General features: G+C 63.8%; 21 protein-coding genes and 1 tRNA gene. 14 read left to right on the top strand and 8 right to left on the bottom strand.

From position 1 onward, the window contains the following. Together ACXAG6_RS19295 and ACXAG6_RS19290 are read left to right on the top strand one after the other, a co-directional pair. Entirely contained in the window at window positions 1–852 is an 852-nt protein-coding gene (locus tag ACXAG6_RS19295) for an alpha/beta hydrolase fold domain-containing protein (RefSeq protein ID WP_475339544.1), read from the top strand. Between the two features lie 88 nt (window positions 853–940). Beyond that, entirely contained in the window at window positions 941–1,882 is a 942-nt protein-coding gene (locus tag ACXAG6_RS19290) for a LysR family transcriptional regulator (protein ID WP_475339543.1), read from the top strand. A gap of 651 nt (window positions 1,883–2,533) precedes the next feature. On the opposite strand, the gene ACXAG6_RS19285 is transcribed toward ACXAG6_RS19290, so the two are convergent. Further along, window positions 2,534–2,607, bottom strand: a tRNA-Cys gene (locus ACXAG6_RS19285). Window positions 2,608–3,036: 429 nt separating this feature from the next. Between ACXAG6_RS19285 and ACXAG6_RS19280 the strand changes: the two genes are divergently transcribed. The 3 genes from ACXAG6_RS19280 to ACXAG6_RS19270 all read left to right on the top strand — a co-directional run bounded on the left by ACXAG6_RS19280 (window position 3,037) and on the right by ACXAG6_RS19270 (window position 6,766). Further along, window positions 3,037–3,690 carry a protein-L-isoaspartate O-methyltransferase family protein gene (locus ACXAG6_RS19280; protein WP_475339541.1) on the top strand — a complete coding sequence of 218 codons (654 nt, stop codon included), beginning with the start codon at window positions 3,037–3,039 and terminating at the stop codon, window positions 3,688–3,690. A gap of 82 nt (window positions 3,691–3,772) precedes the next feature. Further along, window positions 3,773–5,143 (top strand): TolC family outer membrane protein, encoded by a 1,371-nt coding sequence (locus tag ACXAG6_RS19275; protein ID WP_475339540.1) that lies wholly within the window; start codon window positions 3,773–3,775, stop codon window positions 5,141–5,143. 234 nt (window positions 5,144–5,377) lie between these two features. After that, on the top strand, window positions 5,378–6,766 hold the full coding sequence (locus tag ACXAG6_RS19270) for a hypothetical protein (protein WP_475339539.1): 1,389 nt from the start codon (window positions 5,378–5,380) through the stop codon (window positions 6,764–6,766). A 79-nt stretch (window positions 6,767–6,845) separates the two neighbouring features. Here ACXAG6_RS19270 and ACXAG6_RS19265 read toward each other — a convergent pair whose 3' ends face one another. Next, complete coding sequence (locus tag ACXAG6_RS19265) at window positions 6,846–7,166, bottom strand: DUF6280 family protein (RefSeq protein ID WP_140015094.1); 321 nt, start codon at window positions 7,164–7,166, stop codon at window positions 6,846–6,848. A gap of 218 nt (window positions 7,167–7,384) precedes the next feature. On the opposite strand from ACXAG6_RS19265, the gene efp reads away from it, so the two are divergent. Further along, entirely contained in the window at window positions 7,385–7,948 is a 564-nt protein-coding gene (gene efp, locus ACXAG6_RS19260; RefSeq protein WP_213549153.1) for an elongation factor P, read from the top strand. Between the two features lie 68 nt (window positions 7,949–8,016). Here efp and ygfZ read toward each other — a convergent pair whose 3' ends face one another. From ygfZ to ACXAG6_RS19245, 3 genes are read right to left on the bottom strand one after another with little or no spacing between them, the layout of a single operon-like run. Next, window positions 8,017–8,760: a CAF17-like 4Fe-4S cluster assembly/insertion protein YgfZ gene (ygfZ, locus tag ACXAG6_RS19255; protein WP_475339538.1), complete on the bottom strand. Its 744-nt coding sequence runs from the start codon at window positions 8,758–8,760 to the stop codon at window positions 8,017–8,019. Window positions 8,761–8,778: 18 nt separating this feature from the next. Further along, a complete protein-coding gene (locus ACXAG6_RS19250; protein WP_475339537.1) occupies window positions 8,779–10,530 on the bottom strand; it encodes an ABC transporter ATP-binding protein in 1,752 nt (583 codons plus the stop codon). Next, complete coding sequence (locus ACXAG6_RS19245; RefSeq protein ID WP_254695341.1) at window positions 10,527–11,237, bottom strand: tyrosine-protein phosphatase; 711 nt, start codon at window positions 11,235–11,237, stop codon at window positions 10,527–10,529. The genes ACXAG6_RS19250 and ACXAG6_RS19245 overlap by 4 nt, the downstream gene beginning before the upstream one ends. A 119-nt stretch (window positions 11,238–11,356) precedes the next feature. Between ACXAG6_RS19245 and ACXAG6_RS19240 the strand changes: the two genes are divergently transcribed. Beyond that, window positions 11,357–12,547, top strand: coding sequence for a pyridoxal-phosphate-dependent aminotransferase family protein (locus ACXAG6_RS19240; protein WP_475339535.1), 1,191 nt, complete (start codon window positions 11,357–11,359; stop codon window positions 12,545–12,547). Here ACXAG6_RS19240 and ACXAG6_RS19235 read toward each other — a convergent pair. Continuing rightward, window positions 12,544–12,714, bottom strand: a complete 171-nt coding sequence (locus tag ACXAG6_RS19235) for a hypothetical protein (RefSeq protein ID WP_168223027.1) — start codon at window positions 12,712–12,714, stop codon at window positions 12,544–12,546. The two genes, ACXAG6_RS19240 and ACXAG6_RS19235, sit on opposite strands and share 4 nt — an antisense overlap. Before the next feature lie 72 nt (window positions 12,715–12,786). Beyond that, a complete protein-coding gene (locus ACXAG6_RS19230; protein ID WP_475339534.1) occupies window positions 12,787–13,890 on the bottom strand; it encodes a pyridoxal phosphate-dependent aminotransferase in 1,104 nt (367 codons plus the stop codon). Between the two features lie 110 nt (window positions 13,891–14,000). Between ACXAG6_RS19230 and ACXAG6_RS19225 the strand changes: the two genes are divergently transcribed. The 4 genes from ACXAG6_RS19225 to ACXAG6_RS19210 all read left to right on the top strand — a co-directional run bounded on the left by ACXAG6_RS19225 (window position 14,001) and on the right by ACXAG6_RS19210 (window position 16,834). After that, a complete protein-coding gene (locus ACXAG6_RS19225) occupies window positions 14,001–14,753 on the top strand; it encodes an alpha/beta hydrolase (RefSeq protein WP_475339744.1) in 753 nt (250 codons plus the stop codon). Between the two features lie 169 nt (window positions 14,754–14,922). Further along, a complete protein-coding gene (locus ACXAG6_RS19220) occupies window positions 14,923–15,486 on the top strand; it encodes a hypothetical protein (protein ID WP_475339533.1) in 564 nt (187 codons plus the stop codon). Between the two features lie 52 nt (window positions 15,487–15,538). After that, window positions 15,539–15,967, top strand: coding sequence for a VOC family protein (locus tag ACXAG6_RS19215; RefSeq protein ID WP_475339531.1), 429 nt, complete (start codon window positions 15,539–15,541; stop codon window positions 15,965–15,967). Window positions 15,968–16,123: 156 nt separating this feature from the next. Further along, on the top strand, window positions 16,124–16,834 hold the full coding sequence (locus ACXAG6_RS19210; protein ID WP_475339530.1) for an alpha/beta fold hydrolase: 711 nt from the start codon (window positions 16,124–16,126) through the stop codon (window positions 16,832–16,834). Between the two features lie 112 nt (window positions 16,835–16,946). Here ACXAG6_RS19210 and phaZ read toward each other — a convergent pair whose 3' ends face one another. Then, entirely contained in the window at window positions 16,947–18,224 is a 1,278-nt protein-coding gene (gene phaZ / locus ACXAG6_RS19205; RefSeq protein ID WP_475339529.1) for a polyhydroxyalkanoate depolymerase, read from the bottom strand. A gap of 114 nt (window positions 18,225–18,338) precedes the next feature. Here phaZ and ACXAG6_RS19200 point away from each other — a divergent pair, with 114 nt between their 5' ends. From ACXAG6_RS19200 to phaR, 3 genes are all read left to right on the top strand, one after another. Beyond that, a complete protein-coding gene (locus ACXAG6_RS19200; RefSeq protein ID WP_475339742.1) occupies window positions 18,339–20,126 on the top strand; it encodes a PHA/PHB synthase family protein in 1,788 nt (595 codons plus the stop codon). A gap of 155 nt (window positions 20,127–20,281) precedes the next feature. Continuing rightward, window positions 20,282–20,731, top strand: coding sequence for a Phasin (locus ACXAG6_RS19195; RefSeq protein ID WP_475339528.1), 450 nt, complete (start codon window positions 20,282–20,284; stop codon window positions 20,729–20,731). A 171-nt stretch (window positions 20,732–20,902) separates the two neighbouring features. Beyond that, the gene (phaR, locus tag ACXAG6_RS19190) at window positions 20,903–21,484 is read left to right on the top strand and encodes a polyhydroxyalkanoate synthesis repressor PhaR (protein ID WP_475339526.1); all 582 of its coding nucleotides are present in this window, start codon (window positions 20,903–20,905) and stop codon (window positions 21,482–21,484) included. The last annotated feature ends 300 nt before the right edge of the window (window positions 21,485–21,784 follow it).

Genomic DNA, 21,784 nt, shown 5'->3' with positions numbered 1-21,784 from the left:
ATGCACAGTGCTCTGAAAGCAGATGCGGCCCTTCCGGCCCCGAAAACCGGCCACAGCTTTGTGCGCGATCTGCCCTATGGCGCGGGCGAGCGGAACAAGCTTGATCTCTACATCCCCGCAGGCGTCAGCAACCCGCCGCTGGTGCTCTTCATCCATGGCGGCTCGTGGTTTCGTGGCGACAAGGTGGATGTGCTGAAATACGAGCGGCTCGACCGGCTGTTGGCGCTGGGCTTTGCCGTGGCCTCGATGAATTACACCTACTCGCAGCAGGCGATCTGGCCGGCGCAACTGGTGGACCTTGAAACCGCTGTCGGCTTTCTTGCGTCGCGGGCCGGGGACTACGGCTATAGCACCGCCCGTTTGACCGTCTGGGGGCAGTCGTCGGGAGCGCATATGTCGCTCTGGGCCGGAGTCCTTTCAGCGCGGGGCGCGATCCCCGAGGTCAGGGCGCTTGTGGGGTGGTTTCCGCCTGCCAATCTCTATCAGCTTTGGCATGACCGCGAGGCCGATGAGGTGCCGCGTGGCAACGAAAACGCCGAGCTGCCCACGCCGGAGAGCCGGTTGCTGGGCTGTGATGCGCAGGCCAACCGTGCGGCGGCTGAGGCCGCCAGCCCCGATGTTGCCGCTGCCGCGCTGGAGGCCGGGCAGGTGTTTCCGCCCACGCTGCTGGTTCATGGCACCGCCGACCCGGCCGTTTCTCCGCTGCAAAGCGCCCGCGTGCGGGACGTGCTGGCCGGGCGGGGCACCGAGGTAGACCTCATCGAGGTGCCGGGCGGGCGGCATGGCGGCGAGGGCTTTGACGATACGGTGGAGCCCTGTCTAAAGTTCCTCGTGGAACAGGCGCGGGCCTGACCGCACCGGCGCAAGGGGCCGCCGCTGTCGACAGGGCGCCCTTGATCGCAATATTATCGCGCCACCACGCACGATAAGGATGCCTTATATGCCGCCCAGTGCGAGCACGCTGCTCAACCGGTTTGTTGCCAAGGCCAAGTTCCGGCACCTGCAAGTTCTCATTGCGCTCTGCGAGGTGGGCAGCATGCGCCGGGCGGCGGGGGCGGTGAACATGACCCAGCCCGCCATTTCGCAGCTGATCCGCGAGTTGGAGACCCTGCTGGAAACCGAGCTGTTCTTCCGCCATGCCAAGGGGGTTGAGCCGACCGAGGCAACCAAGGAGTTGCTGCCCGTGGCCCGCAGGGTGTTGGCGGCGCTGGAGGACGGCTCGGAGGGGCTGGCCAACCGCCTGCAACAGCAGGGCGGGGTGGTGCGGGTTTCTGCCAGCCCCGCAGCGCTTGGCGGCATCATTCAGGGGAGGCTCGACAGCTTTGCCACGCAGCACCCGAGCATCCAACTGCATCTCTGGCAAACCGCTGACACGGACCCTTTGGGCGGCGTTGCCGACAATGCAATTGACGTGATCTGCACCCGGGAGCCTGCCGTTATCCCTGAGGGCTGGGCCTTTGAGCGCTGCGTGGAAGACCGGCTGATTGCCGTTTGCGGGGCCACCCATCCGCTGGCTGCGCGGGCGGCGATCAGCAGCGAGGAGCTTGGGGCGAGCAAATGGTTGCTGAACCGCGTTGGCTCGGTGGCGCGCGACAGGTTTGAGGATGTCGCCCAAGAGAACGACTGGCCGCAAGCGGCGCGCTGTCAGGTCATCATGCATATCCCCGAACTGACCAAGGACATGCTGACCAGCGGAAAATACCTCGCCGTCCTGCCCCGCAGCGTGGCCGCGCCCTGGATTGCCTCGGGGGAGATCAGGGAGCTGCCCACCGAAATCGACACCCCGCTGCGCCCACTCGGCTTGCTCTGGGCGGCCTCCCGCGCGGGGCCGGCGACAGAGGCCTTTGTTGCGCATATGAGGGGCTTTGGAGGCTTGAGGTAGAGGCTGGCGTTGCGCGCGGCTCTTTGTTCGGCGGCTTTCGCCGGGCGCAGAGGAGAGCCGCGCCTTGCTCTGGGGGATCGACGTGCGGGTCGTAGCCACGCTTATCGGCGCGCAGCACATCGACAATCTCGCCGGTCAGGTGATCACCGGTTCCGCTCTGGACCGCACCAGTGATGTCAGGCGCTCGCCTTCATCCTCCTAGCCGCTCATTGGGGCGGGGCCTTCGCCAAGGAGGCACATCATCTGGTGCCGTTCAATTCCTTTGCCGATTGGCCGGCCATTTAGGTCAGGCGAAAGCTGCCCTTCACCGGGGCGGCCCTTGGCGCAAGAGATACTTCACGCCCTACCGAGGCGCGTCTGCCGCCGTGCGGGCCGTTAGGGAGCAAATTGGCGCGCTCGAATATGACATTCACAGTTGGCGCTACAACGCAGCCTGCGAGCTGGTCGAAGCTGGCTGCGGGGATGATCTCGTGGCCTCCATTACCGGCCAAAGCCCCGCGATGGTTCTGCACTATACCAAGAAGGTGAGGCAGAAAGTCAGGGCCATTGAAGCGCAGCGAATGAGAACGGAACAAAAACAGAATGTTTAGACAAATGTTTAGACGGCGCTGCCGCGCCGGTCTCGATTTCGTCTAAGTCATTGAAATTGTTTGGAGGCGAGTACCGGAATCGAACCGGTGTACACGGATTTGCAATCCGCTGCGTAACCACTCCGCCAACTCGCCGTCCTTGGGTGGTGCGGCGGGAGGTAGCGGGTTTCGGGGATTGATTCAAGAGGGTCTGCGCATGGGCGTTGGCCGGTTGGATTGATGTGCCGGCAGCCTTTGGGTCGCGGCGCAGAGATTGCGGGCGTGGCGGGTGTGGGGGAGGTGGCTGGGGGCCTGGGCTCTCGGGGCTAATGTAGCGGCTTCCCATTGCGCTTTGGGGATCCGCGTGTCGCCCGAGCGGCCTGCGCGGCTTGGTGGTGGAGCCGCCCGGCGTTGCGTGCGCGCCCGCGTGGCTGCGGTGAGGGGGAGGGGCCCCGAAGAGCGGCCCTGATGGCACGCACAGAACCGGTAACGCATTGTGCGCCATGTGCGCATTGGCCGTGTTGCGTCACCCGTCGTTTCATGGCACTTCTAGGCAAGCGAAGCGAACCGAAGAGTTTACTTTCTATGAGCGTTTACGAAACCCGCCGCACGATGATGGTCGATAATCAGGTCCGTCCTTCCGACGTTACCAAGTTTCCCATCATCGACGCCATGTTGACCGTCCGCCGCGAGGCCTATGTGCCCGATGACAAGCGCGAGGCGGCCTATCTGGGCGAAAACCTCACGCTGGCACCGGGCCGCGTGATGCTTGAGCCGCGCACCTTTGCCAAGATGCTCGACGCTCTGGATGTGGGGCCGAGCGAGATGGTGCTGGATGTGGGCAGCGGCCTTGGCTACTCCGCCGCTGTGCTGGCTCATATGGCCGATACCGTGATTGCGCTGGAAGAAGACGAGAGCCTTGCTTCCGAGGCCGAGGCGATCCTGTCGCGTGAAGGTGTGATGAACGCCGTCGTGCTGACCGGCCCGCTGGCCGAAGGTGCGGCCAAACACGGCCCCTATGATGTGATCTGCGTGCAGGGCGGGGTGGAAGAGCTGCCAGAGGCCTTGGCCGATCAGCTCAAGGAAGATGGCCGCATCGCCTGCGTGATGATGGAAGGCAGCCTTGGCACCGTGAAGGTCGGCACCCGCCAGAACGGCCGCATTGCGTGGCGCTTCTCCTTCAATGCCACAGCCCCGGTCCTCCCCGGTTTCGAAAAGTCGCGCGACTTCGCGCTCTGAACAGGCCGCGGCCCCGGTTGTAGAACCCCGGCTGCACAACAATGACAACCGTGCCGAAGAGCGCGAGCAGGCGAGGGCCGAGATGGCAAAAGCGCAACGTATTCGCACAGGTCTGGCAACGCTTGTGCTGGCAGGGGCCACCGCCCTGGCCCCGCTCACGGCCCGCGCCGAAACGCTGACAGATGCGCTGATCACGGCCTATCGGCACAGCCATATCCTTGACCAGCAGCGCGCCCTCTTGCGGGCCGCTGATGAAGATGTGGCCATTGCTCTGGCCGATCTGCGCCCGATCATCGCCTTCTCTGCCGGGGCCACGGCCTCGGCCCAGACGAACTATGAGCTTGGCGCCACGGTCTCGCTTTCGGCTTCGATGACGCTTTATGACAATGGCGCAACCCGGCTTGGCGTCGAGGTGCAAAAGGAAGTCGTGCTGGCCACTCGCGAGGCGCTGGTGAACTACGAGCAGCAGGTGCTTCTGGCGGCGGTGCAGGCCTATATGGATGTGACCTCGGCCGCCGAGAGCCTTGCGCTGGCGCAATCCAACGTGCGGCTGACCAACCAGCAGCTTCGTGCCGCGCGTGACCGGTTTGAGGTGGGCGAGGTGACCCGCACCGAGGTGGCACAGGCCGAGGCCCAGCTTGCCGCGGCCCGCAGCTCCGAGGCCGCCGCGCAGGGCCAGCTTGAGGTGGCCCGTGAAAGCTATCGCGTGGCCGTGGGCAGCTATCCCAAGGCGCTCGCCCCGCCGCCGTCGCCGCCCAAATTGCCAGCCTCGGTTGAGGCGGCGCAGGCGGTGGCTGTGCGCACCCATCCGCTGATCCGTCAGGCACAGCACACGGTTTCGGCTTCCGAGCTGGGAATCAAGCAGGCGCAGGCAGCGATGAAGTTCACCATCGACGGCTCCGCTGCGCTCAGCTTTGACGACGAGGGCAACGACCGGTCCAGCTTTGGGCTTCAGCTCAACCAGCCGATCTACGCCGGTGGCAAACTTTCGGCGCAGCTGCGCAAGGCCCGCAACCAGACCGAGGCCAACCGCGCAGCGCTGCTCAGCACCACGCATAACGTGCAACAGCTGGTGGGCAACGCCTGGGCCAACCTGCGCGTGGCGGTGGCCCAGCTTCAGGCGACCGACCAGCAGATCCGCGCCGCCACCGTGGCCTTCCGTGGGGTGCAGGAAGAGCAAAACCTCGGCGCGGCCACCACGCTGGATGTGCTGGACGCCCAGCAAGACCTGCTGGATGCCCGCTCGGCGCGAATTGATGCGCAGGCCCAGCAATATGTAGCACTTTATTCACTTCTTTCTGCCATGGGTCTCCTGACCGTGGAGCACTTGGGCTTGGGTATCCAAACCTACGATCCGGCGGCCTATTACAACGCGGTAAAAGCCGCGCCGACGCAGCGCTCCAAACAGGGGCAGCAGCTTGACCGGGTGCTGGAGCGTCTCCAGCGCCAGTGATCGGCAGCGTATGGCGATGCTGCGCCGTGGTGGTAGTTGTGCGCCGAGCTCCAAAAAGTTAACCTCAGGCCGGAGTAACGCCCGGCTCTGCCGGAACCGGCCCCGCCTTCCGCTGCGTTTCAGCGTGTCCGGCGGGCCACGGCCTGCGGAAAAGCATGAACAAAGCGGCGTAAGCGCCAGCCAACCATGAGAATATGCGGGATATGGTGGGGGATGTCGCGGCGAGAGGAATAGATGTCTGATCCGATGTCGAATGTTGAAATCGAGGATGTGCTGTCTTCCATCCGCCGCCTGGTGTCGGAGAACGCCGCACGCCCGCGCACCGGAGCCGATGCCGCGCCCGAGGGCGAGGAGAATGGCGAGGATGCAGGCGGGGCCGATGCCCTGCTGCTGACGCCCTCCCTGCGCGTGGAAGAGGGCAAGGCCGTCGACGTGCCGGAAGACGCCACTGAGGCTGAGTCGCCCGCTCCAGAAGAGCCCGCCGCCGAAGAGGTGGCGGAGGCCGGTGAGCCCGCCGAGGGCGACAATGACGAAAATGCCCTCGATGCTTCGTGGCAAGAGGTGGCCAGCCCCGAGCGGGCGCTCTGGCGCGAGCCCGAAACTTTCGAGTTTGAGACCGAGGCTGGCGAGTCCGCCGCCCAAGCGGAGCCTGTGGATGCCGAGGATCCGCTGCAATCGCGCGTGGAGGGGCTTGAGGCTGCCTTTGGGGCTGGCGATGAGTATGAGCCTGACGGCTCCGAGATGGCGCAGGGCGAAGAGGGCTTTGATTGGGAAGAGGAGGGCGATGAGGATACGGTCATTGATCTCTCCACCCCCGATATCCCCACCGGGCGCCTGCACTTCAACCCCGAGGCCGAGGAGGCGCGCCCACCCGAGGTGATCGAGCTTGGCCCCCCGGAAGAGCCCGCCCCGCTGGAGCCGGTCGAGGCACTTGCAGAACCGGAAGAAGAGCAGTGGCCTGAGCCCGAAGAAGATTGGTCGGCCCCCGACCTGCCGCGCCCTGATGACCTTCCCGAGCCGGAGCCACCGCTTGTGTTCCGCAGTGCCCAACGCCCGCCCGTGGCGGACGCCGCAAACGAGAATGTCGCCGGGCCCGAGCCCGTGGTGGCAGAAGCGCCCGCCGCCGAAGAGCCAGACGAGTTCGACGAGGAATCTCTGGCCGCCTATATCGCCGAAGCCGATGAAGAGCCCGCTGCCGAGCCGCAATTCGCCCGGAGTGATCTCCACGCAGAAGAAGGCGTGGCAGATGACATGCCGTTCGTTGAGGAAGGTGAGGTTGGCTTTGAAGCCGATACGCCTGAGGCCGCAGGTGAGGCGCTCGACGGCTACGTTGTGGGCACCGAGGCTGCATCCGGGGAGCGGGACATCGCGGATGATGCCGACCCATGGGAAGATGCCGATCTTGACGAGGTGGATGGTGCGGAAGCAGGCACCCTTACCCCAGCGCAAAGCGATGAGCATGGCGCTCCGGCCATCATTGACGAAGCCCTGCTGACCGATCTGGTGTCAGAGGTGGTGCGCGCCGAGCTACGTGGCCGCATGGGCGAGCGCATCACCCAGAATGTGCGCAAACTGGTGCGCCGCGAGATTGCCCGCGCGCTTGAAACCCGCGGCATCCGCTAGGGCAGGGCCCACAACGAAAAAGCGCCGGCACAAGGGCCGGCGCAATTTCATGGCAGCTTAACAGAAACTTGGGTGTGGATCAGGCAGCTTCGGCCTGTTCGGCAGCTTGGCGGCGTTCGCTTTCTTCGCGCGACAGCGCGACAGAGGTACGAACCCCCTTGCCGACAAATTCCATGAGCCCGCCCACGACCCGTTCGTTGGGGTCGATCCCGGCGCAGCTCAGCACTTCACGGCCATCGCGCGACCGCGCCCAGCGGGCGATCTGCTCAGGGCCGTTGCCGTATTTCTTGTCATCCGCAATGGCGTCATCCAAGGCCGCAAGAACAACCGCCGCAAACAGTTTGCGAGCGCGTTGGCCCTGTTCCTGGTTGAAAGCCGTGCCGTCGACAAAGTCAATCATGCGTTTTCCTTGTTTTTCTTGGTCTTGAGGATGTGGCGTGTTCGCTGAATATGGTGGTTTTCACGCGATTCGATATGCCGCCTAAGTCATAGCAGCTATGATCTGAGTGCATACCGGTACTTCACCTTCCACAGTATCTAGTCGGCTTGTCAGCCCAACAGCGGCAAGATATAGCTCCGGCCAAACCGCTTTCAAGATTTTGCCAAGGTTTCGCCACAATGCCGAAGATCAACGGAAATGAAATTCGCCCCGGGAACGTGCTCGAGCACAACGACGGGCTTTGGGTTGCCGTAAAGGTAGACCACGTGAAGCCCGGCAAGGGCGGGGCCTTCGCGCAGGTCGAGATGAAGAACCTGCGCAACGGCTCCAAGCTCAACGAGCGCTTCCGCTCCGCCGACAAGGTCGAGCGGGTGCGGCTGGAGCAGAAAGACCAGCAATTTCTCTATGAAAACGATGGGATGCTGGTGTTTATGGACAATGACACCTTCGAGCAGATCGAGCTTCCCGCCGACATTCTGGGCGAGCGTCGGCCCTTTCTGCAGGACGGGATGACCATCCAGATCGAATATTACGAGATGGAAGCGCTGAGCGCGACGCTGCCCCAAAAGGTCACCTGCAAGGTGGTAGAAACCGAGCCGGTGGTGAAGGGTCAGACTGCGGCTAACAGCTTCAAGCCGGCGACGCTCGACAATGGCGTCAAAGTCATGGTGCCGCCCTTCGTCGGTCAGGATGAAGACATCATCGTGAATACCGAAACCATGGAGTATTCCGAGCGCGCCTGAGCGGGCGTTCGCAACACTCTGTTTCCTAGCCTGTCAGAGGGGGGTGTGCGGATTCAGCGCACCCCGTTTCAGGGTTTTTGGCCGTCCCAGGTGAGTTTGGCCCCCTCGGCCTGCATCCCATCTGCCGCCCGATCAAAGCGCAGCCATGCCAAAGCGGCGCCGCCAGATTGGGTGTAAAGCGTGCCAACCGGCTTTTCATCGGCCATGATCTGCGATCCGACGGGCGCCGCGCCCTCGATCGACACCCGCACAAGGCCCTTTTTCAGCTCGGTCTTGTGCTTCATCCGCGCCGTCACCTCCTGCCCCACGTAGCAGCCCTTGCGGAAATCCACGCCGTGGAGCCGCTCGAAGCAAAGCTCTAGCGGGTAGGTTTCGCCCGGCACCAGCTCCACCCCGCTCTCGGGCACCACATGCGCCACGCGCAGGGCATCCCAGTCGGTGTCATCGCCCGGCGCGCCGTTGTAGGCCCGCCAGCCCATCGCTGGGTTGCGCGGGTCGGGCCATGCGCCTTCGGGGGCCGGGCCGGTGCCGCGTGACATGGTCAGCTCGGTCTCTTCCAGCTCCACCTTGGCGCGCAGCTTGTACATCTTAAGCCGCTTCGCCAGATCAGCCGCCAGCGGATGTGCCACATCAAGCAGCAGCGCCTCCTCGCCATCCGGTACCAGAAAGAAATCGGCCAGATACTTGCCCTGTGGCGTCAACAGCGCCGCCCAGACAAGGCCGCGCTCCAGCCCGCGCAAATCATTGGTGACGAGGTTCTGCAAAAAGTCGATCCGGTCAGGCCCGGAGAGGCGAAAGACTGTACGTTCCATGAAGGCAGACATAGGGCCTTAGCCCTCCTCGGCGAATTGCAGGCGGTAAAGCTCGGCATAGGTGCCGCCCTTGGCCAGCAGCTCGTCATGCGTGCCGTCTTCCACCACGCGGCCGGCCTGCATCACCACGATCCGGTCGGCATTGCGCACAGTGGAGAGGCGGTGGGCGATCACCAGCGTGGTGCGGCCCTCTGCAAGCTCATCGAGCGCGGCCTGCACCACCGCTTCGCTTTTGGTGTCGAGCGCCGAGGTGGCTTCGTCCAGCAGCAGGATCGGCGCGTCCCGCAGGAGCGCGCGGGCGATGGCGATGCGCTGGCGCTGGCCGCCCGACAGGCTGGAGCCGCGCGGCCCGGCCGGGCTGTCGAGCCCTTCGGGGAAGTCCTTCACGAAGTCCGCCACATGGGCCCCATTGAGCGCGGCCTGCAGCCGATCCTCCGACACTTCGCTGCCGAGCAGGATGTTCTCGCGCAGGCTTTCGTCAAACAGCAGCGCCTCTTGGCTGACCATCGAGAACTGGCCACGCAACTCCGGCAGGCTGATGGCGTTGATCGGGGTGCCGCCAAGGGTGATCTCGCCGGATTTTGGGTCAACAAGCCGGGTCAACAGGTTGAAAACCGTGGATTTCCCGGCACCGGAAGGGCCGACGAGCGCCGTGGTTTGCCCCGCCTTGGCAACCAGTGAGAGGCCGTTGAGCACGGGTGCGTCGCCGTAGTTGAGCCGGACGTCCGTGAAAACGATATCCCCGGCTTCCGCCACTTTCGGCGTGGCGGGCGAGATTAGCGAGGGCTTCACGTCAAACATTTCGCGCACCCGGCCAAGGCTCACCTGCGCGGCCTGCCAGACGCCGCTGATCTGGCCCAGCCGGCGCAGCGGCTCGAAGGCCAGCGCCATGGCGGTGAAGAAGCTCATGAACTCGCCAACCGTCTTGTCGCCGCCGATGATTTCGCGCCCGCCGTAGATGAGCACGGCGAAGAAGCCGACGCCCGTCATCACGTCGATCAGCGCCGGAATCATGGCCCGGCCCACCTGATTGCGCACCTCCGTGCCCCTGCGCTCGAAGGCCAGCCCGTCAAACCGGCGCGATTGGTAGTCTTCCAGCCGGTTCAGCTTGATCGGGTTGATACCGTGAAACACCTCATCCAGCCGGATCGACATGTGCTGCGCCAGTTGCCTGTCCTTGAGCGCGGTGCGGCGGATGAAGGCCTGTGCCAGCAGGGTCGGGGCCACCAGCAGGGGCGTGCCGATCAGGGCCACCAGCGTCCACTGCCAGTCGATCCAGAGCACCACCGCCAGCAGCGAGATCAGCGCCACCACGTCGCGCCCGAGCCCGGTGATCACCACATTGGCCACTTCGCGCACGGAGTTGGTGTCGTTGGAAACCCGCTCGATCAGCGCGCCGGGCGGGTTTTTGCCGTGCCACGTGGTGTCGAGGCGCATCAGATGGGCGACGAGGCGGGTTTTCATCTTGTAGATGACGTTGGAGGCCACCCGGGCCAGCAGCAGCTTTTGGCCAACCGAGGTGAAGGCGCGGATAAGGAAGATGGCGAGGATACCAAGGCCCACCGTCCACAGCGCGCCGCTTTGCCCGGCGATGAAGACGCTGTCGAACATCGGCTTCATCATGTAGCTGAGGAAGCCCAGCATCGAGCCTTCCACGGCCATCAGCAGCCCGGCGGCCAGCAGCGCGGGCCAATGCGGGCGCAGGTAGTGCCGCCAGATCCAGGAGAAGGCACCGGGCCGGGCCGGGGTGGAGCGGGGCGCCTTGCTCACGCCGCCTCGCGGCGGTTGCGGGCGGCAAAGCTGCGCGCCACAGCCGCCGGGTCGTATTTCGTCAAGAACCATTCCTCCGCGCTGATGCCGGTGGCGATATGCTCGGCTTCCCACATGTCGACGATGTGGTCACAGACGCCGGTTTTCGTCCACTTCAGGTGCAGATAGCGCGGCGAGAGGTGCTTTCGGGCCTCCTCGATGGAGGATTTTTCAACAATCAGCTTGTATAGCACAGAGGCAAGCCCGGCGCGGTCAGCGCCCGATTTGCAATGCATCACAAAGGGCTTGTCGATCGTCTTGAGGGTGTGGATCAGGTTCAACATCTCCTCGCGAGTGGCTGGCCGCCTTGCATAAATCTTGGCCACCACAAGGTTCAGCCCAAGCTCCCGGCAGGCCTCTTCCTCGAACAGCCACGGCGAAAACCCGCTTTCCTGCCCACGCAGGTTGAGCACGGTGGTGATCCCCATGGCCTTGTACTTTTTCAACCTTTCGGGGCTCGGATGGTTGGAGCGATAAACCCCATCCGCCACCTTGTCGAAATTGGTCCAGAAGGTGCGCAGCCACGCGTGGTCGAAGAGGTTGAAGTGCCACTTCGCCTGCCGCCGCTTTTCGGGCGTCGAGATATCGTCGCCGAAGGAGGTGCGAATGGCCCGCTCCTTGCTCTTCAGCCATTTCTTCAGCCCGTCCAGCATGGGGCTCCTTTCCAAGCGTTTCGCGGGGAATAGCCGCTGTGCCCTGCGCAAACAAGCACGCGCGGCACCGAAGCGGTGTTGACGCGGCGCGGGGCGGGCATAATGTGCGCAGAGAAGCCCCCCGGAGACTGCCCATGACTCTCGCCAACGGCCGCGAATACCTCGCCATCCCCGGCCCATCTGTGATGCCGGACCGTGTTTTGCAAGCCATGCACCGCGGCGCGCCGAATATCTACGAAGGCGCGCTTGCCGATATGGTGGATGCCATGGTGCCCGATCTGAAGGCCGTGGCGCGCACGCAGCACAATGCGGCGATCTACATTTGCAACGGCCACGGCGCATGGGAGGCGGCGCTGACCAACGTGCTTTCGCGCGGCGAAAAGGTGCTGGCGCTCTGCACCGGGCGCTTCACCCACGGCTGGGCCGATGTGGCCGAAAAGCTGGGGGCAGAGGCGGAGCGGTTGGATTTTGGCAGCCAAGGCACTGTTGACGAGGCTGCCTTTGCTGAGGCCATCGCGGCCGACAAGGACCACAAAATCAAGGCGGTGCTGGTCGCCCATGTCGATACCGCCACCTCCATTCGCAACGATATCAAGGCGCTGCGCGACATCCTCGACAAGGCCGGCCACCCGGCGCTGCTTTGCGTCGATTGCATCGCCTCGCTGGCCTGCGATGTTTTCGAGATGGATGCATGGGGCGTCGACCTGATGGTTGCCGCCTCGCAGAAGGGGCTGATGACACCGCCGGGCCTTGGCTTCGTTTTCTTCAACGACCGCGCCGCCGAGGCACAGGCCAAGGCCGACATGACAACGCTGTATTGGGATTGGACGCCGCGCGCCGATCCGCAGTTTTTCTACCAGTATTTTGGCGGCACCGCCCCCACACACCACCTGTTCGGCCTGCGCGAAGCGTTGAACATGATCCACGAGGAGGGGCTGGAGAACGTCTGGGAGCGGCACCGCCGCCTCTCTGGCGCAGTCTGGGCCGCCATCGAGGCCTGGGGCCAAGGCGGGCCGCTGCGCTTCAACGTCGAAGATCCGGGCCTGCGGAGCCATGCTGTCACCGCGCTCTCTATCGGGCGCGACCATGGCACGCGCCTGCGCCACTGGCTGGCCGAGAACACCGGCGTCACGCTGGGAATCGGCCTTGGTATGTATCGCCGCGATGATCCGGAGGGGAACGGCTTTTTCCGCATCGGACATATGGGCCATCTCAATACCCATATGGTGCTCGGGGCGCTCGGCTCGATTGAAGCCGGGTTCTCGGCGCTTGGCATTGATCATGGCCGCGGCGCGCTTGAGGCCGCCGCGCGGGCCTGCGCCTAGCGCTTCAGCCGGGCAATCGCCCTGTCGAGCCCCGTGCTCACCAGCGCCACGCCCAGCCAGCCCCAATAGGCGGCCACGATGAGCAGGCCGGAAAACAGGGCAAAGCCCGCCGAGATGAGGAAGGGCAGGGTATAGTCTTCAACCCGTCCGATGGGGCGATGGCGCATGGGGCGTCCTCCGGTGCTGGCTCAAGCCTACTCCCGGTCTTCGCTGCGGCGAGTCTAATTTTCGTGAACAGATCAGCCGATTGCGGCAAGCGCCTCGGGCAGCACCCGTTCCAGCACCGCAAGTTCGGCCTCCGGGGCGGCAGAAATGCGGATGCAGCGGTCTTGCGGCGTGGCAAAGGGCATCCGCACAAACACGCCGCGCCGCCCCAGCTCGGCCACCAGCGCCTTGGCACGCTGCGCGCCGCCGTGGCAGTCGAGCGCGACGAAGTTGGTTGCCGAGGGCAGGGGGGTGAGCCCGTTGGCGCTGGCGATCTTGACGATCCGCCGCCGCGCCGCCTCCACCTCGCCCTGCACCCGGGCAAGGTGGCCGGTGTCGGCCAGCGCCGCCAGCGCCCCGGCCTGCGCCACTCGCCCAAGGCCGAAATGGTTGCGGATCTTGTTGAAGGCGCTGATCAACTCGGGGTGGCCAATGCCATAGCCCACGCGCAGCCCGGCCAGCCCGTAGGCCTTGGAAAAGGTGCGCAGCCGGATCACGCCCTTGTCGGATGGGTCTAGCTCCAGCAGGTCATCTTCCGGGGCAAACTCCACATAGGCCTCGTCGAGCACCAGCAAGCAGCCGTCGGGCAGGGCAGCACGCATCTCGGCCAGCGCGTCCGCGCCATGGAATGTGCCCATCGGGTTGTCGGGGTTGGCGAGGTACACGATCTTGGCGTCGACCTCGGCGGCCTTGGCCACCAGCGCCACGGTATCTTCGGCGTCCTCCCGGTAGGGCACCTTGTGCAGCACCCCGCCATAGCCCGCGACGTGGTAATTGAAGGTGGGGTAGGCGCCATCGGAGGTGACGACAGCATCGCCCGGCGCCACCAGCAGCCGCGCGATATAGCCCAGCAGCCCGTCAATTCCCTCTCCGGCGATCACCGCCTCAGGCGCAACGCCAAGGTGGCTGCCAAGCGCACGGCGCAGGTCGTAAAATTCCGGGTCGCCATACATCCACGCGCCCCGCGCCGCCTCTCCGATGGCGCGAATGGCCGAGGGCGAGGGGCCAAAGCCCGACTCATTGGCCCCAAGCCGCGCGTCGAATTCGCGGCCTCTGGCACGTTCCTGAGTTTCGGGGCCGACGAAGGGCACGGTGGAAGGCAGGCCCTGGGCCAGATCGGTAAAACGCGGGTATGTCATGGGGCGGGATTTGCGCCGAAAATACGCGCCGGGGCAAGAGGGTTGATGGGGCAGGGGCCTCCGCCTAGGTTGGCCGCCGACCAACAGGAGAGCCCGCCCCAATGCCCGACATGCCCGACATGCCCGACATCCTCGAAACACCCCAAGGGCGACGCATCGCCTATCACCGCACAGAGGGCGCGGGGCCGGGCGTGGTGTTTCTCGGCGGCTTCAAAAGCGATATGGGCGGCACCAAGGCGGTGCATCTGGAAGCATGGGCCAAGGCGCAGGGCCGGGCCTTCTTGCGGTTCGACTATTCCGGCCATGGTGAAAGCTCGGGCAGCTTCACCGAGGGCGCGATTGGCGATTGGGCCGAAGACGCCGCCGCGGCGATCACGGCGCTCACGCAGGGCCCGCAGGTGCTGGTGGGCTCTTCCATGGGCGGTTGGATCTCGCTTCTGATGACACAGCGCCTTGGCGAGAAGGTCGCAGGCCTCGTCACCATCGCCGCCGCCCCCGATTTTACCGAAGACAGCATGTGGGCGGGCTTTTCGGAAGCGCAGAAGGCCGAGCTGGCCGAGGCCGGGCAGGTCGCCCTGCCGTCGGACTATGGCGAGCCATACATCATCACCAAACGGCTGATCGAAGAGGGCCGCAGCCAGCTTGTGCTGCGCGATCCCCTGCCACTGCCCTTTCCGGTGCGGATGCTGCAGGGCACGGCGGATGCCGATGTGGATCTGTCGGTGGCGCTCCGCCTGCTGGAGCATGCCGAGGGCGAGGACATTCGCCTGACGCTGGTGAAGGGGGCCGATCACCGATTTTCCAACCCCGCGCAGCTGGCGCTGATCGAGCAGGCGGTGGAGCAGGTGCTCGTTGCGCTCTGAGACCCGGGCGAAGGTGAAGAGCCAGATGAAGAGCCAGATGAAGTGATTGTAAATTGCCCGCCGCCCGGTTGCGCGGCGCTCGGGCACAGACTACCTATCGAAGACCGGGAGAAATTTTCTGCTCCCGCCACCTTCGCAAATCCATTTCCCATCACCAGTGAGACATTCCATGAATCATGAAGCCAAAAAGATCATCCTGCGCACCCTGACGCAGCAGGTGGTGACCGAAACCATGAAGGTGCAGGCCGGGGCCTCGGTCAAAACCACCTCCACCACCCATGCCGAGATCATGGCCAAGGTCGAGCGCTGGAAGGGGCAGCTGGAGATGATCCAGCGCGATTTGCGCTCCGCCGAGGGCTTTCTGACGGCGCGCTTCGGCAGCGCCCGCAAGCTGACCTATCCCGAGCGCCAGTCCATGCGCTCGCACCGTAACAACATCGCCGGGCTGCGTGAGCAGGCGGTGGCGCTGGCGCAGGCCATTGCCGATCTGCTGGCAGCGCTCGTCGGCCCCGATCTGGCGTGGGAGAGCTTTGCCAAGGCGCTGGAGAAGTTGGTGGAGGGTGGCGACGATCTTGGCCTCTCGGCAGGAGACGCGCAGGAGTTCAGCGCCTCGATCCAGCAACTCGATGGCGCTGGTGCCGGCGGCAGTTACACGCCTGCGCCGACGATGATCACCGATATCATCACGCTCTGCATCGCGATGTATGTCATCCTGACCCGGAAGAAGGGCTAGACGTTCATACTTTGTTCGCATAACCTTCACCGAGCAACGGAAGGGAGCGACCATGGACCAGCGGATCAGCCTTATCACCCTTGGAGTGCGCGACCCCGAGGCGGCAGCCGGGTTTTATGAGGCGCTCGGATGGCGCCGGGTCGAGGCCCCCGATGGGGTGATCGCCTTCGACCTGATCGGGGCCACCCTCGGACTTTACCCGCTGGAGATGCTGGCCCGCGACATGGGGGTAAACATCGAAAGCCTTGGCCATGGCGCGGCGACCTACTCCTACAACGTGCGCGAAAAGGAAGAGGTGGCCGCCCTTCTAGAGCAGGCCGAGGCCGCTGGGGCCAAGGTGCTGAAGCCTGCCCATGATATCTTCTGGGGTGGCCACATCGGCTATTTTGCCGACCCCGAGGGCCACATCTGGGAAATCGCGTGGAACCCCCATTCGCCGCTCGGCCCGAAGGGCGAGTTCCAATGGAACGGAGTCACCTGAGCCCCCACGCGCATCTCACTCGCTCGCACCGCCGTTGAACGGCGGCTCTTCGCCCATGCCATGCGGCCTTGTGCCCTTGCGGGGGCCGGGGCGGGGGAGTAGCCTTGCGCGCGAAGCCGCCCGGAGAGTGCGGCGCGAGGCAAGGACTGTCAGCACATGGCCGACCCCGTTGTTTTTCTTCCCGGTTTCCTTTGCGATGCCCGGGTTTTCTGGCCGCAGATCATGCATTTTTCCGCCAGCCGCGCGGTGCAGATCGGCTCCATTGCGCATGCCGACAGCGTGGGTGCGCTCGCCCAGCGGGTGCTTGACGGCGCGCCCAAGCGCTTTGCCCTCTGCGGGGTGGATCTTGGCGGGATGGTGGCGATGGAGGTGCTCAATCGGGCGCCAGATCGCGTTACCCGAATGGCGCTCATCTCCACCACCGCGCTGACCGAGCCGCCGCATGTAGCCGCTGACCGCGAGCCGGGCATCATCGGCGTGCGCAACGGGCGACTGGTTGAGGTGGCTAAGGGGATGATCGAGGCGGCTGGCATCGGCGAGGTGCCGCACCGCGACGAGGTGATGGATCTTGCGCTCGACATGGCCGAGGCGCTGGGGCCGGATGTGTTCGTCCGCCAATCCCGCGCGCTGCAACGCCGCCCTGATCCGCAGCGGGTGTTGCGCAAGGCTAAGCAGCCGGTGCTGGTGATGTGCGGCGATGAAGACCAGCTCTATGGCCCCAAGCGCCACGAGTTTCTGGCAGAGCTCATTCCGAACGCCGAGCTAAAGGTGATCGCCGGGGGCGGGCACTACCTGACGCTGGAGCAGCCCTCAGCTGTCAACCACGCCCTCAAGGACTTTCTCGACGCGCCGCTTGTGCTGAGGTGAAAGAGGCGGTGGGCAAATTACCCACCCTACAGCCTGCGCACCCCCGTAGGGTGGGCAATCTGCCCACCTTCCGTTTCCGTTAAGCGTGAGGTGGGTTTGCACCCACCATTCGTTACGAGGCTTTCTTCACCACGCGCGGCTTGGTCGCCTTTTTGGCATGGCGGCAGTTGGCGTCGATGAACTCAAGCACCAGCGGGCGGATGTTGTTGCGCCAGCTGCGGCCTGCAAAGATGCCGTAATGGCCCGCGCCCGGCTCGAGGTGGCTGGCCTTCAGGCTGTCGGGCAGGCCGGTGCAAAGCTCTAGCGCGGCAACGCATTGGCCGGGGGCGGAAATGTCATCATTCGCACCCTCAACCGTTTTCACGGCAACATCGGTGATCTTCGAGATATCCACCTGCTTGCCGTCAACCACAAAGACGTTCCGCGCAATCTCGCGCTCCTTGAAGATCCGCTCCACGGTGGAGAGGTAGAACTCGGCTGTCATGTCCATCACGGCGAGGTATTCGTCGTAAAACTTGTTGTGCCGGTCGTTCTCGCTGGCCTCACCCTTGGCGGTGGCCACGATCTGATCGAAGAAGGCGGTGGAATGGGTGTCGGCGTTCATCGCGATGAAGCTCGCCAGCTGTTGCAGGCCGGGGTAAACCAGCCGCCCCGCGCCGCGATATTTGAAGCCGACGCGCTGGATCACGTGCTGCTCAAGCTGGCCCATCGTGACCGAGCGGCCAAAGTCCGTCACCTCGGTGGGGGCCGCGCCCGGGTCGATCGGGCCGCCGATCAGGGTCAGCGTGTTGGGCTGCGCCTCCGGGTCTTCCTCGGCGAGATATGCGGTTGCCGCCAGCGCGATGGGCGCGGGCTGGCACACGGCGATCACGTGGGTGTCGGGGCCCATCTCGCGCAGGAAATCGACGAGGTAGAGCGTGTAATCCTCCACGTCGAACTTGCCCTCGCTCACCGGAATGTCGCGCGCATTGTGCCAGTCGGTGATGTAAACCTCGCAGTCCGGCAGCAGGCTTACGACGGTGGAGCGCAGCAGCGTGGCATAGTGCCCGCTCATAGGTGCCACCAGCAAAACCTTGCGTGGTTTCTCTTCGCGGCCCATCACGTTGAAGTGGATCAGATCGCCAAAGGGTCGCTCCACCACGGTTTCGATGTCCACCAGATGGTCGCGCCCGTCTTCGCCCACCACATGGCTGATGTTCCAGTCGGGCTTGGTGATCATCCGCGCAAAACTGCGCTCGGTCACTTCGCCCCAAGCGGCAGTCATCGCCACGAAGGGGTTGGTCGATAGCCCGAAGGCCGGATAGGAGTAGAGGGCCTTGGCAGAAGCGCCAAGCCATTGGTTGGTGATGCGAAGGGTCTCCATCACATCATAGCTCATCATGCTCTTCATTTCGCGCCTTTCCTTGCCCGTCAGCACCGATATGCCGGCGGGGCAACATGCCGCTTGCCCCTCCCAAGCTTGCGGCGCTACGTTTTAAAGAGAAGTTAGGGGGGAATGATTATCATGACAACTGACGAAACCGACGCACCGGTCGATCCCTCCAAGCTGGAGGAGAACCTGGCCAAGATAGAGGTGCTATCGCAACGGCTTGTCGCCGCCCTGAGCCATCAGCGGCAGGTTGCCCCTTCACTGCAAGGCCCCAGTCCCGAGCTTTATGCCAAGGCCGCTGCCGCCTACTGGCAGGAAATGATGTCGAATCCCTCGAAGATATTCGAGCAGCAGGTCAGCTATTGGGGCAAGACGCTCAAGCATTACATCGACAGCCAGCAGCAGCTGGCACAGGGCAAACTGGAGGCCCCGGAAGACGAATCTGGCCCCGATCCACGGTTTTCCTCCCCGCTTTGGCGCTCTCACCCCTACTTCAACTACATCAAGCAGCAGTACATGTTCTCCTCCGAGGCCATCGGAAACGCGGTGCAGGAGCTGGACGGGCTGGAGCAGGACGATAAGCGGCGGCTGGAGTATTTCTCCAAACAGATCATCGACCTTATGAGCCCCACCAACTTTCTGGCCACCAACCCCGAGGCGCTGGAGCGCGCGGTGGAAACGGATGGGCAGAGCTTGGTCGACGGGTTGGAAAATCTCGTGCGCGACCTTGAAGACCATCACGGTGATTTCGTGGTTAACCTCGCCGACAAAGATGCCTTCAAGGTCGGCGGCAACATCGGCACCACCGAGGGCGAGGTGGTGTTTCGCAACCGCATGTTCGAGCTCATCCAATATGCGCCCGCGACCGACAAGCAATATGCCACCCCGCTCATCATCTTCCCGCCGTGGATCAACAAGTTCTACATTCTCGACCTGAAGCCGCAGAACTCGCTGATCAAATGGATCACCGAGCAGGGCTACACGCTCTTCGTGGTGAGCTGGGTCAACCCTGATGCGGGCTATGCCGATGTGGGCATGAGCAACTACATCGAAGAGGGCTACCTGGCCGCGATGAAGGAGGTGAAGGCGATCACCGGCGAGAAGCAGGTGAACGTGGTTGGCTATTGCATCGCGGGCACCACGCTGGCGCTTACCCTGTCGCTGCTCAAGCAGCGCGGCGACGACACGGTGAAGAGCGCCACCTTCTTTACCACGCTCACCGACTTCTCCGATCAAGGCGAGGTGGGGGTGTTCCTGACCGATGATTTTGTCGATGGCATCGAGGCGGAGGTGACGGAGCGGGGCTATCTCGACAGTTTCTACATGTCGCGCACCTTCTCCTTCCTGCGCTCGAACGACCTCATCTACCGCCCCGCCATTCGCAGCTACATGATGGGCGAGGCCCCGCCCGCCTTCGATCTGCTCTATTGGAATGGCGACAGCACTAACCTGCCAGCAAAGATGTCGGTCGAATACCTGCGCAAACTTTGCCAGAACGACGAGCTGGCCAAGGGCGAGATCGAGCTGTGCGATGCCCGCCTCGCCCTGTCAGACATCGACATGCCGGTCTGCGCCATTGCCTGCGAGACCGATCACATCGCCGCGTGGAAATCGAGCTATCGCGGGGTGCAGCAGATGGGATCGAAGGACAAAACCTTCATCCTCTCCGAAAGCGGCCACATCGCCGGCATCGTCAACCCGCCGTCCAAAAAGAAGTATGGCCATTACACCAACCCCGACATGACCGTCGATCCAGACGCATGGCAGGCGGCGGCGGAGTTTAACGAAGGCTCCTGGTGGCCCCGCTGGGAGAGCTGGCTGCGCAAGCGCTCCGGCAAGAAGCTGGACGCCCGTACACCCGGCGATTCCAGCCATCCTGCACTCGCAACAGCGCCCGGCACCTATGTGGTTTCTGGTAAGTAGCTGATTTTCCGGCAAACTAATTTTTGCTGCAGTGCAGAATAAACCTTGAAATTCTGCACTGCAGCATGTATCTATCCTCTCGAAGACAACGCCCGGAAAGGTGCACAGCGCACCGAAAAACATCGGTGCCCGCCGCACCAAAAGGAGATAGACCAATGGCCAAGACCACGAACGACATGACCAAGATGATGCAAGACATGATGTCCGCTTTCCCCGTGGACGCCACTGCCATGCAGGACGCTTTCAAATCTTCCGCCGCTCTCGGCGAGAAGCTCTCCTCGGTTGCTCTCGAAGCTGCCTCCATCTCCACCGAGATCTCCTCGAAGTGGACGAAGGAAACCATCGAGAAAGCCACCGCCCTGACCAAAGTCAAAGGTGAGCCCACCGACTACACCAAAGCCATGACCGACTTCGCTTCGGCCCAAGCCGAAATGACCGCCGAAAACATGGCCGCCTTCGCCGAAGTTGCGAAGAAAGTGCAGATGGAAACCGTTGAGCTGATGCTCGCCGCCGGCAAGGACTTCTCCGAAGAGGCCACCGCCGCCGTGAAGAAGGCCACCGCCGACGTGACCACCGCTGCCAAGAAAGCCGCTGCCGCCAAGTAAGGCGCACATCAAGAGCTTCGCGCCCTTCCTCCTCCCTAAGGGCGCGCACAAGTGGGCGGACCTCCCCGGTCCGCCCATTCTTGTTTTCGGGTGCCCGTTCTAAACGCTTTCTTTTTCAGAAATGCTGCACTACGCTCACCTTCGCTGCACTGCAATATGGGGAGATTTTGCATGTCGGACGATAAGGCTCCGCTGCTTATCAAGCGCTACGCAAGCCGACGGCTCTACAACACCGAGACGTCCGACTACGTGACGCTTGAAGATATCTCCAACTTCATCCGCGATGGCCGCGAGGTTCAGATCGTCGATCTGAAATCGGGCGATGACCTGACGCGCCAGTATCTCCTCCAAATCATCGCCGAGCACGAAAGCAAGGGCGACAACGTGCTGCCCACCGGCGTGCTCACCGATCTCGTGCGCAGCTATGCCAGCCAGGCCCAATCGGTGGTGCCCCAGTTCCTCGCGGCCTCTTTCGAGATGCTGCAAAACGGGCAGAGCACGATGATGGAGAACATGACCAAGATAAACCCGATGGCCTCCATGCCCGGGTTTGATGCCATGCGCGCGCAGCAAGAGGCGTTTCTCAAGGCCATGACCGGCGGGCAAACCCCCTTCGGCATGTCCGGCCCCGCCCCTGAAAGCAGCGCCTCCCCGGCCTCAGCGGCGTCTCCGGCCAAGGACGGGCAGGATCTTGACGAGATCAAGAGCCAGCTCGCAGCCTTGCAGGAGCAGCTCTCCAAACTGGGCAAGTAACGGTGAGGGGACTGATCGGGCGCATGCGCCTGATCACCAAGGAGGGCTGAGCCAACGCGCTCCGATGGCGGCTTTCCGAACGCTCTCTATGCCCGCCCGCACCCTTAAACCCGAAATTAAGGTTAACGCCCGGCCCCCGGGGCAAAGGTGCCCCCTGCTCATTTTCTTGCTGGAAATATCTCCGGGGGGCGTGGGGGGCTGGCCCCCCCCCCATGGTCGCGGCGGGGGGAGGCCCCCCCCTCCATCCGCCAGCTCCGGCGACCTCGGCAAAAACTTTTCCCAGCGCCCCTTCCAACTTAT

The organism is Vannielia sp. ABF1_015, from assembly GCF_056160745.1.
This window is presented reverse-complemented; position numbering and strand designations above follow the sequence as displayed.

Bases quoted from the DNA above. Each gene is read 5' to 3' on its own strand.
- ACXAG6_RS19275 (WP_475339540.1), top strand. From the start codon at position 3,773: ATGGCAAAAGCGCAACGTATTCGCACAGGTCTGGCAACGCTTGTGCTG.
- ACXAG6_RS19280 (WP_475339541.1), top strand. From the start codon at position 3,037: ATGAGCGTTTACGAAACCCGCCGCACGATGATGGTCGATAATCAGGTC.
- ACXAG6_RS19270 (WP_475339539.1), top strand. From the start codon at position 5,378: ATGTCTGATCCGATGTCGAATGTTGAAATCGAGGATGTGCTGTCTTCC.
- ACXAG6_RS19200 (WP_475339742.1), top strand. From the start codon at position 18,339: ATGACAACTGACGAAACCGACGCACCGGTCGATCCCTCCAAGCTGGAG.
- ACXAG6_RS19215 (WP_475339531.1), top strand. From the start codon at position 15,539: ATGGACCAGCGGATCAGCCTTATCACCCTTGGAGTGCGCGACCCCGAG.
- ACXAG6_RS19225 (WP_475339744.1), top strand. From the start codon at position 14,001: ATGCCCGACATGCCCGACATCCTCGAAACACCCCAAGGGCGACGCATC.
- ACXAG6_RS19220 (WP_475339533.1), top strand. From the start codon at position 14,923: ATGAATCATGAAGCCAAAAAGATCATCCTGCGCACCCTGACGCAGCAG.
- ACXAG6_RS19195 (WP_475339528.1), top strand. From the start codon at position 20,282: ATGGCCAAGACCACGAACGACATGACCAAGATGATGCAAGACATGATG.
- ACXAG6_RS19265 (WP_140015094.1), bottom strand. From the start codon at position 7,166: ATGATTGACTTTGTCGACGGCACGGCTTTCAACCAGGAACAGGGCCAA.
- ACXAG6_RS19210 (WP_475339530.1), top strand. From the start codon at position 16,124: ATGGCCGACCCCGTTGTTTTTCTTCCCGGTTTCCTTTGCGATGCCCGG.
- phaR (WP_475339526.1), top strand. From the start codon at position 20,903: ATGTCGGACGATAAGGCTCCGCTGCTTATCAAGCGCTACGCAAGCCGA.
- ACXAG6_RS19295 (WP_475339544.1), top strand. From the start codon at position 1: ATGCACAGTGCTCTGAAAGCAGATGCGGCCCTTCCGGCCCCGAAAACC.
- phaZ (WP_475339529.1), bottom strand. From the start codon at position 18,224: ATGAAGAGCATGATGAGCTATGATGTGATGGAGACCCTTCGCATCACC.
- ACXAG6_RS19235 (WP_168223027.1), bottom strand. From the start codon at position 12,714: ATGCGCCATCGCCCCATCGGACGGGTTGAAGACTATACCCTGCCCTTC.
- ACXAG6_RS19240 (WP_475339535.1), top strand. From the start codon at position 11,357: ATGACTCTCGCCAACGGCCGCGAATACCTCGCCATCCCCGGCCCATCT.
- ygfZ (WP_475339538.1), bottom strand. From the start codon at position 8,760: ATGGAACGTACAGTCTTTCGCCTCTCCGGGCCTGACCGGATCGACTTT.
- ACXAG6_RS19290 (WP_475339543.1), top strand. From the start codon at position 941: ATGCCGCCCAGTGCGAGCACGCTGCTCAACCGGTTTGTTGCCAAGGCC.
- ACXAG6_RS19230 (WP_475339534.1), bottom strand. From the start codon at position 13,890: ATGACATACCCGCGTTTTACCGATCTGGCCCAGGGCCTGCCTTCCACC.
- efp (WP_213549153.1), top strand. From the start codon at position 7,385: ATGCCGAAGATCAACGGAAATGAAATTCGCCCCGGGAACGTGCTCGAG.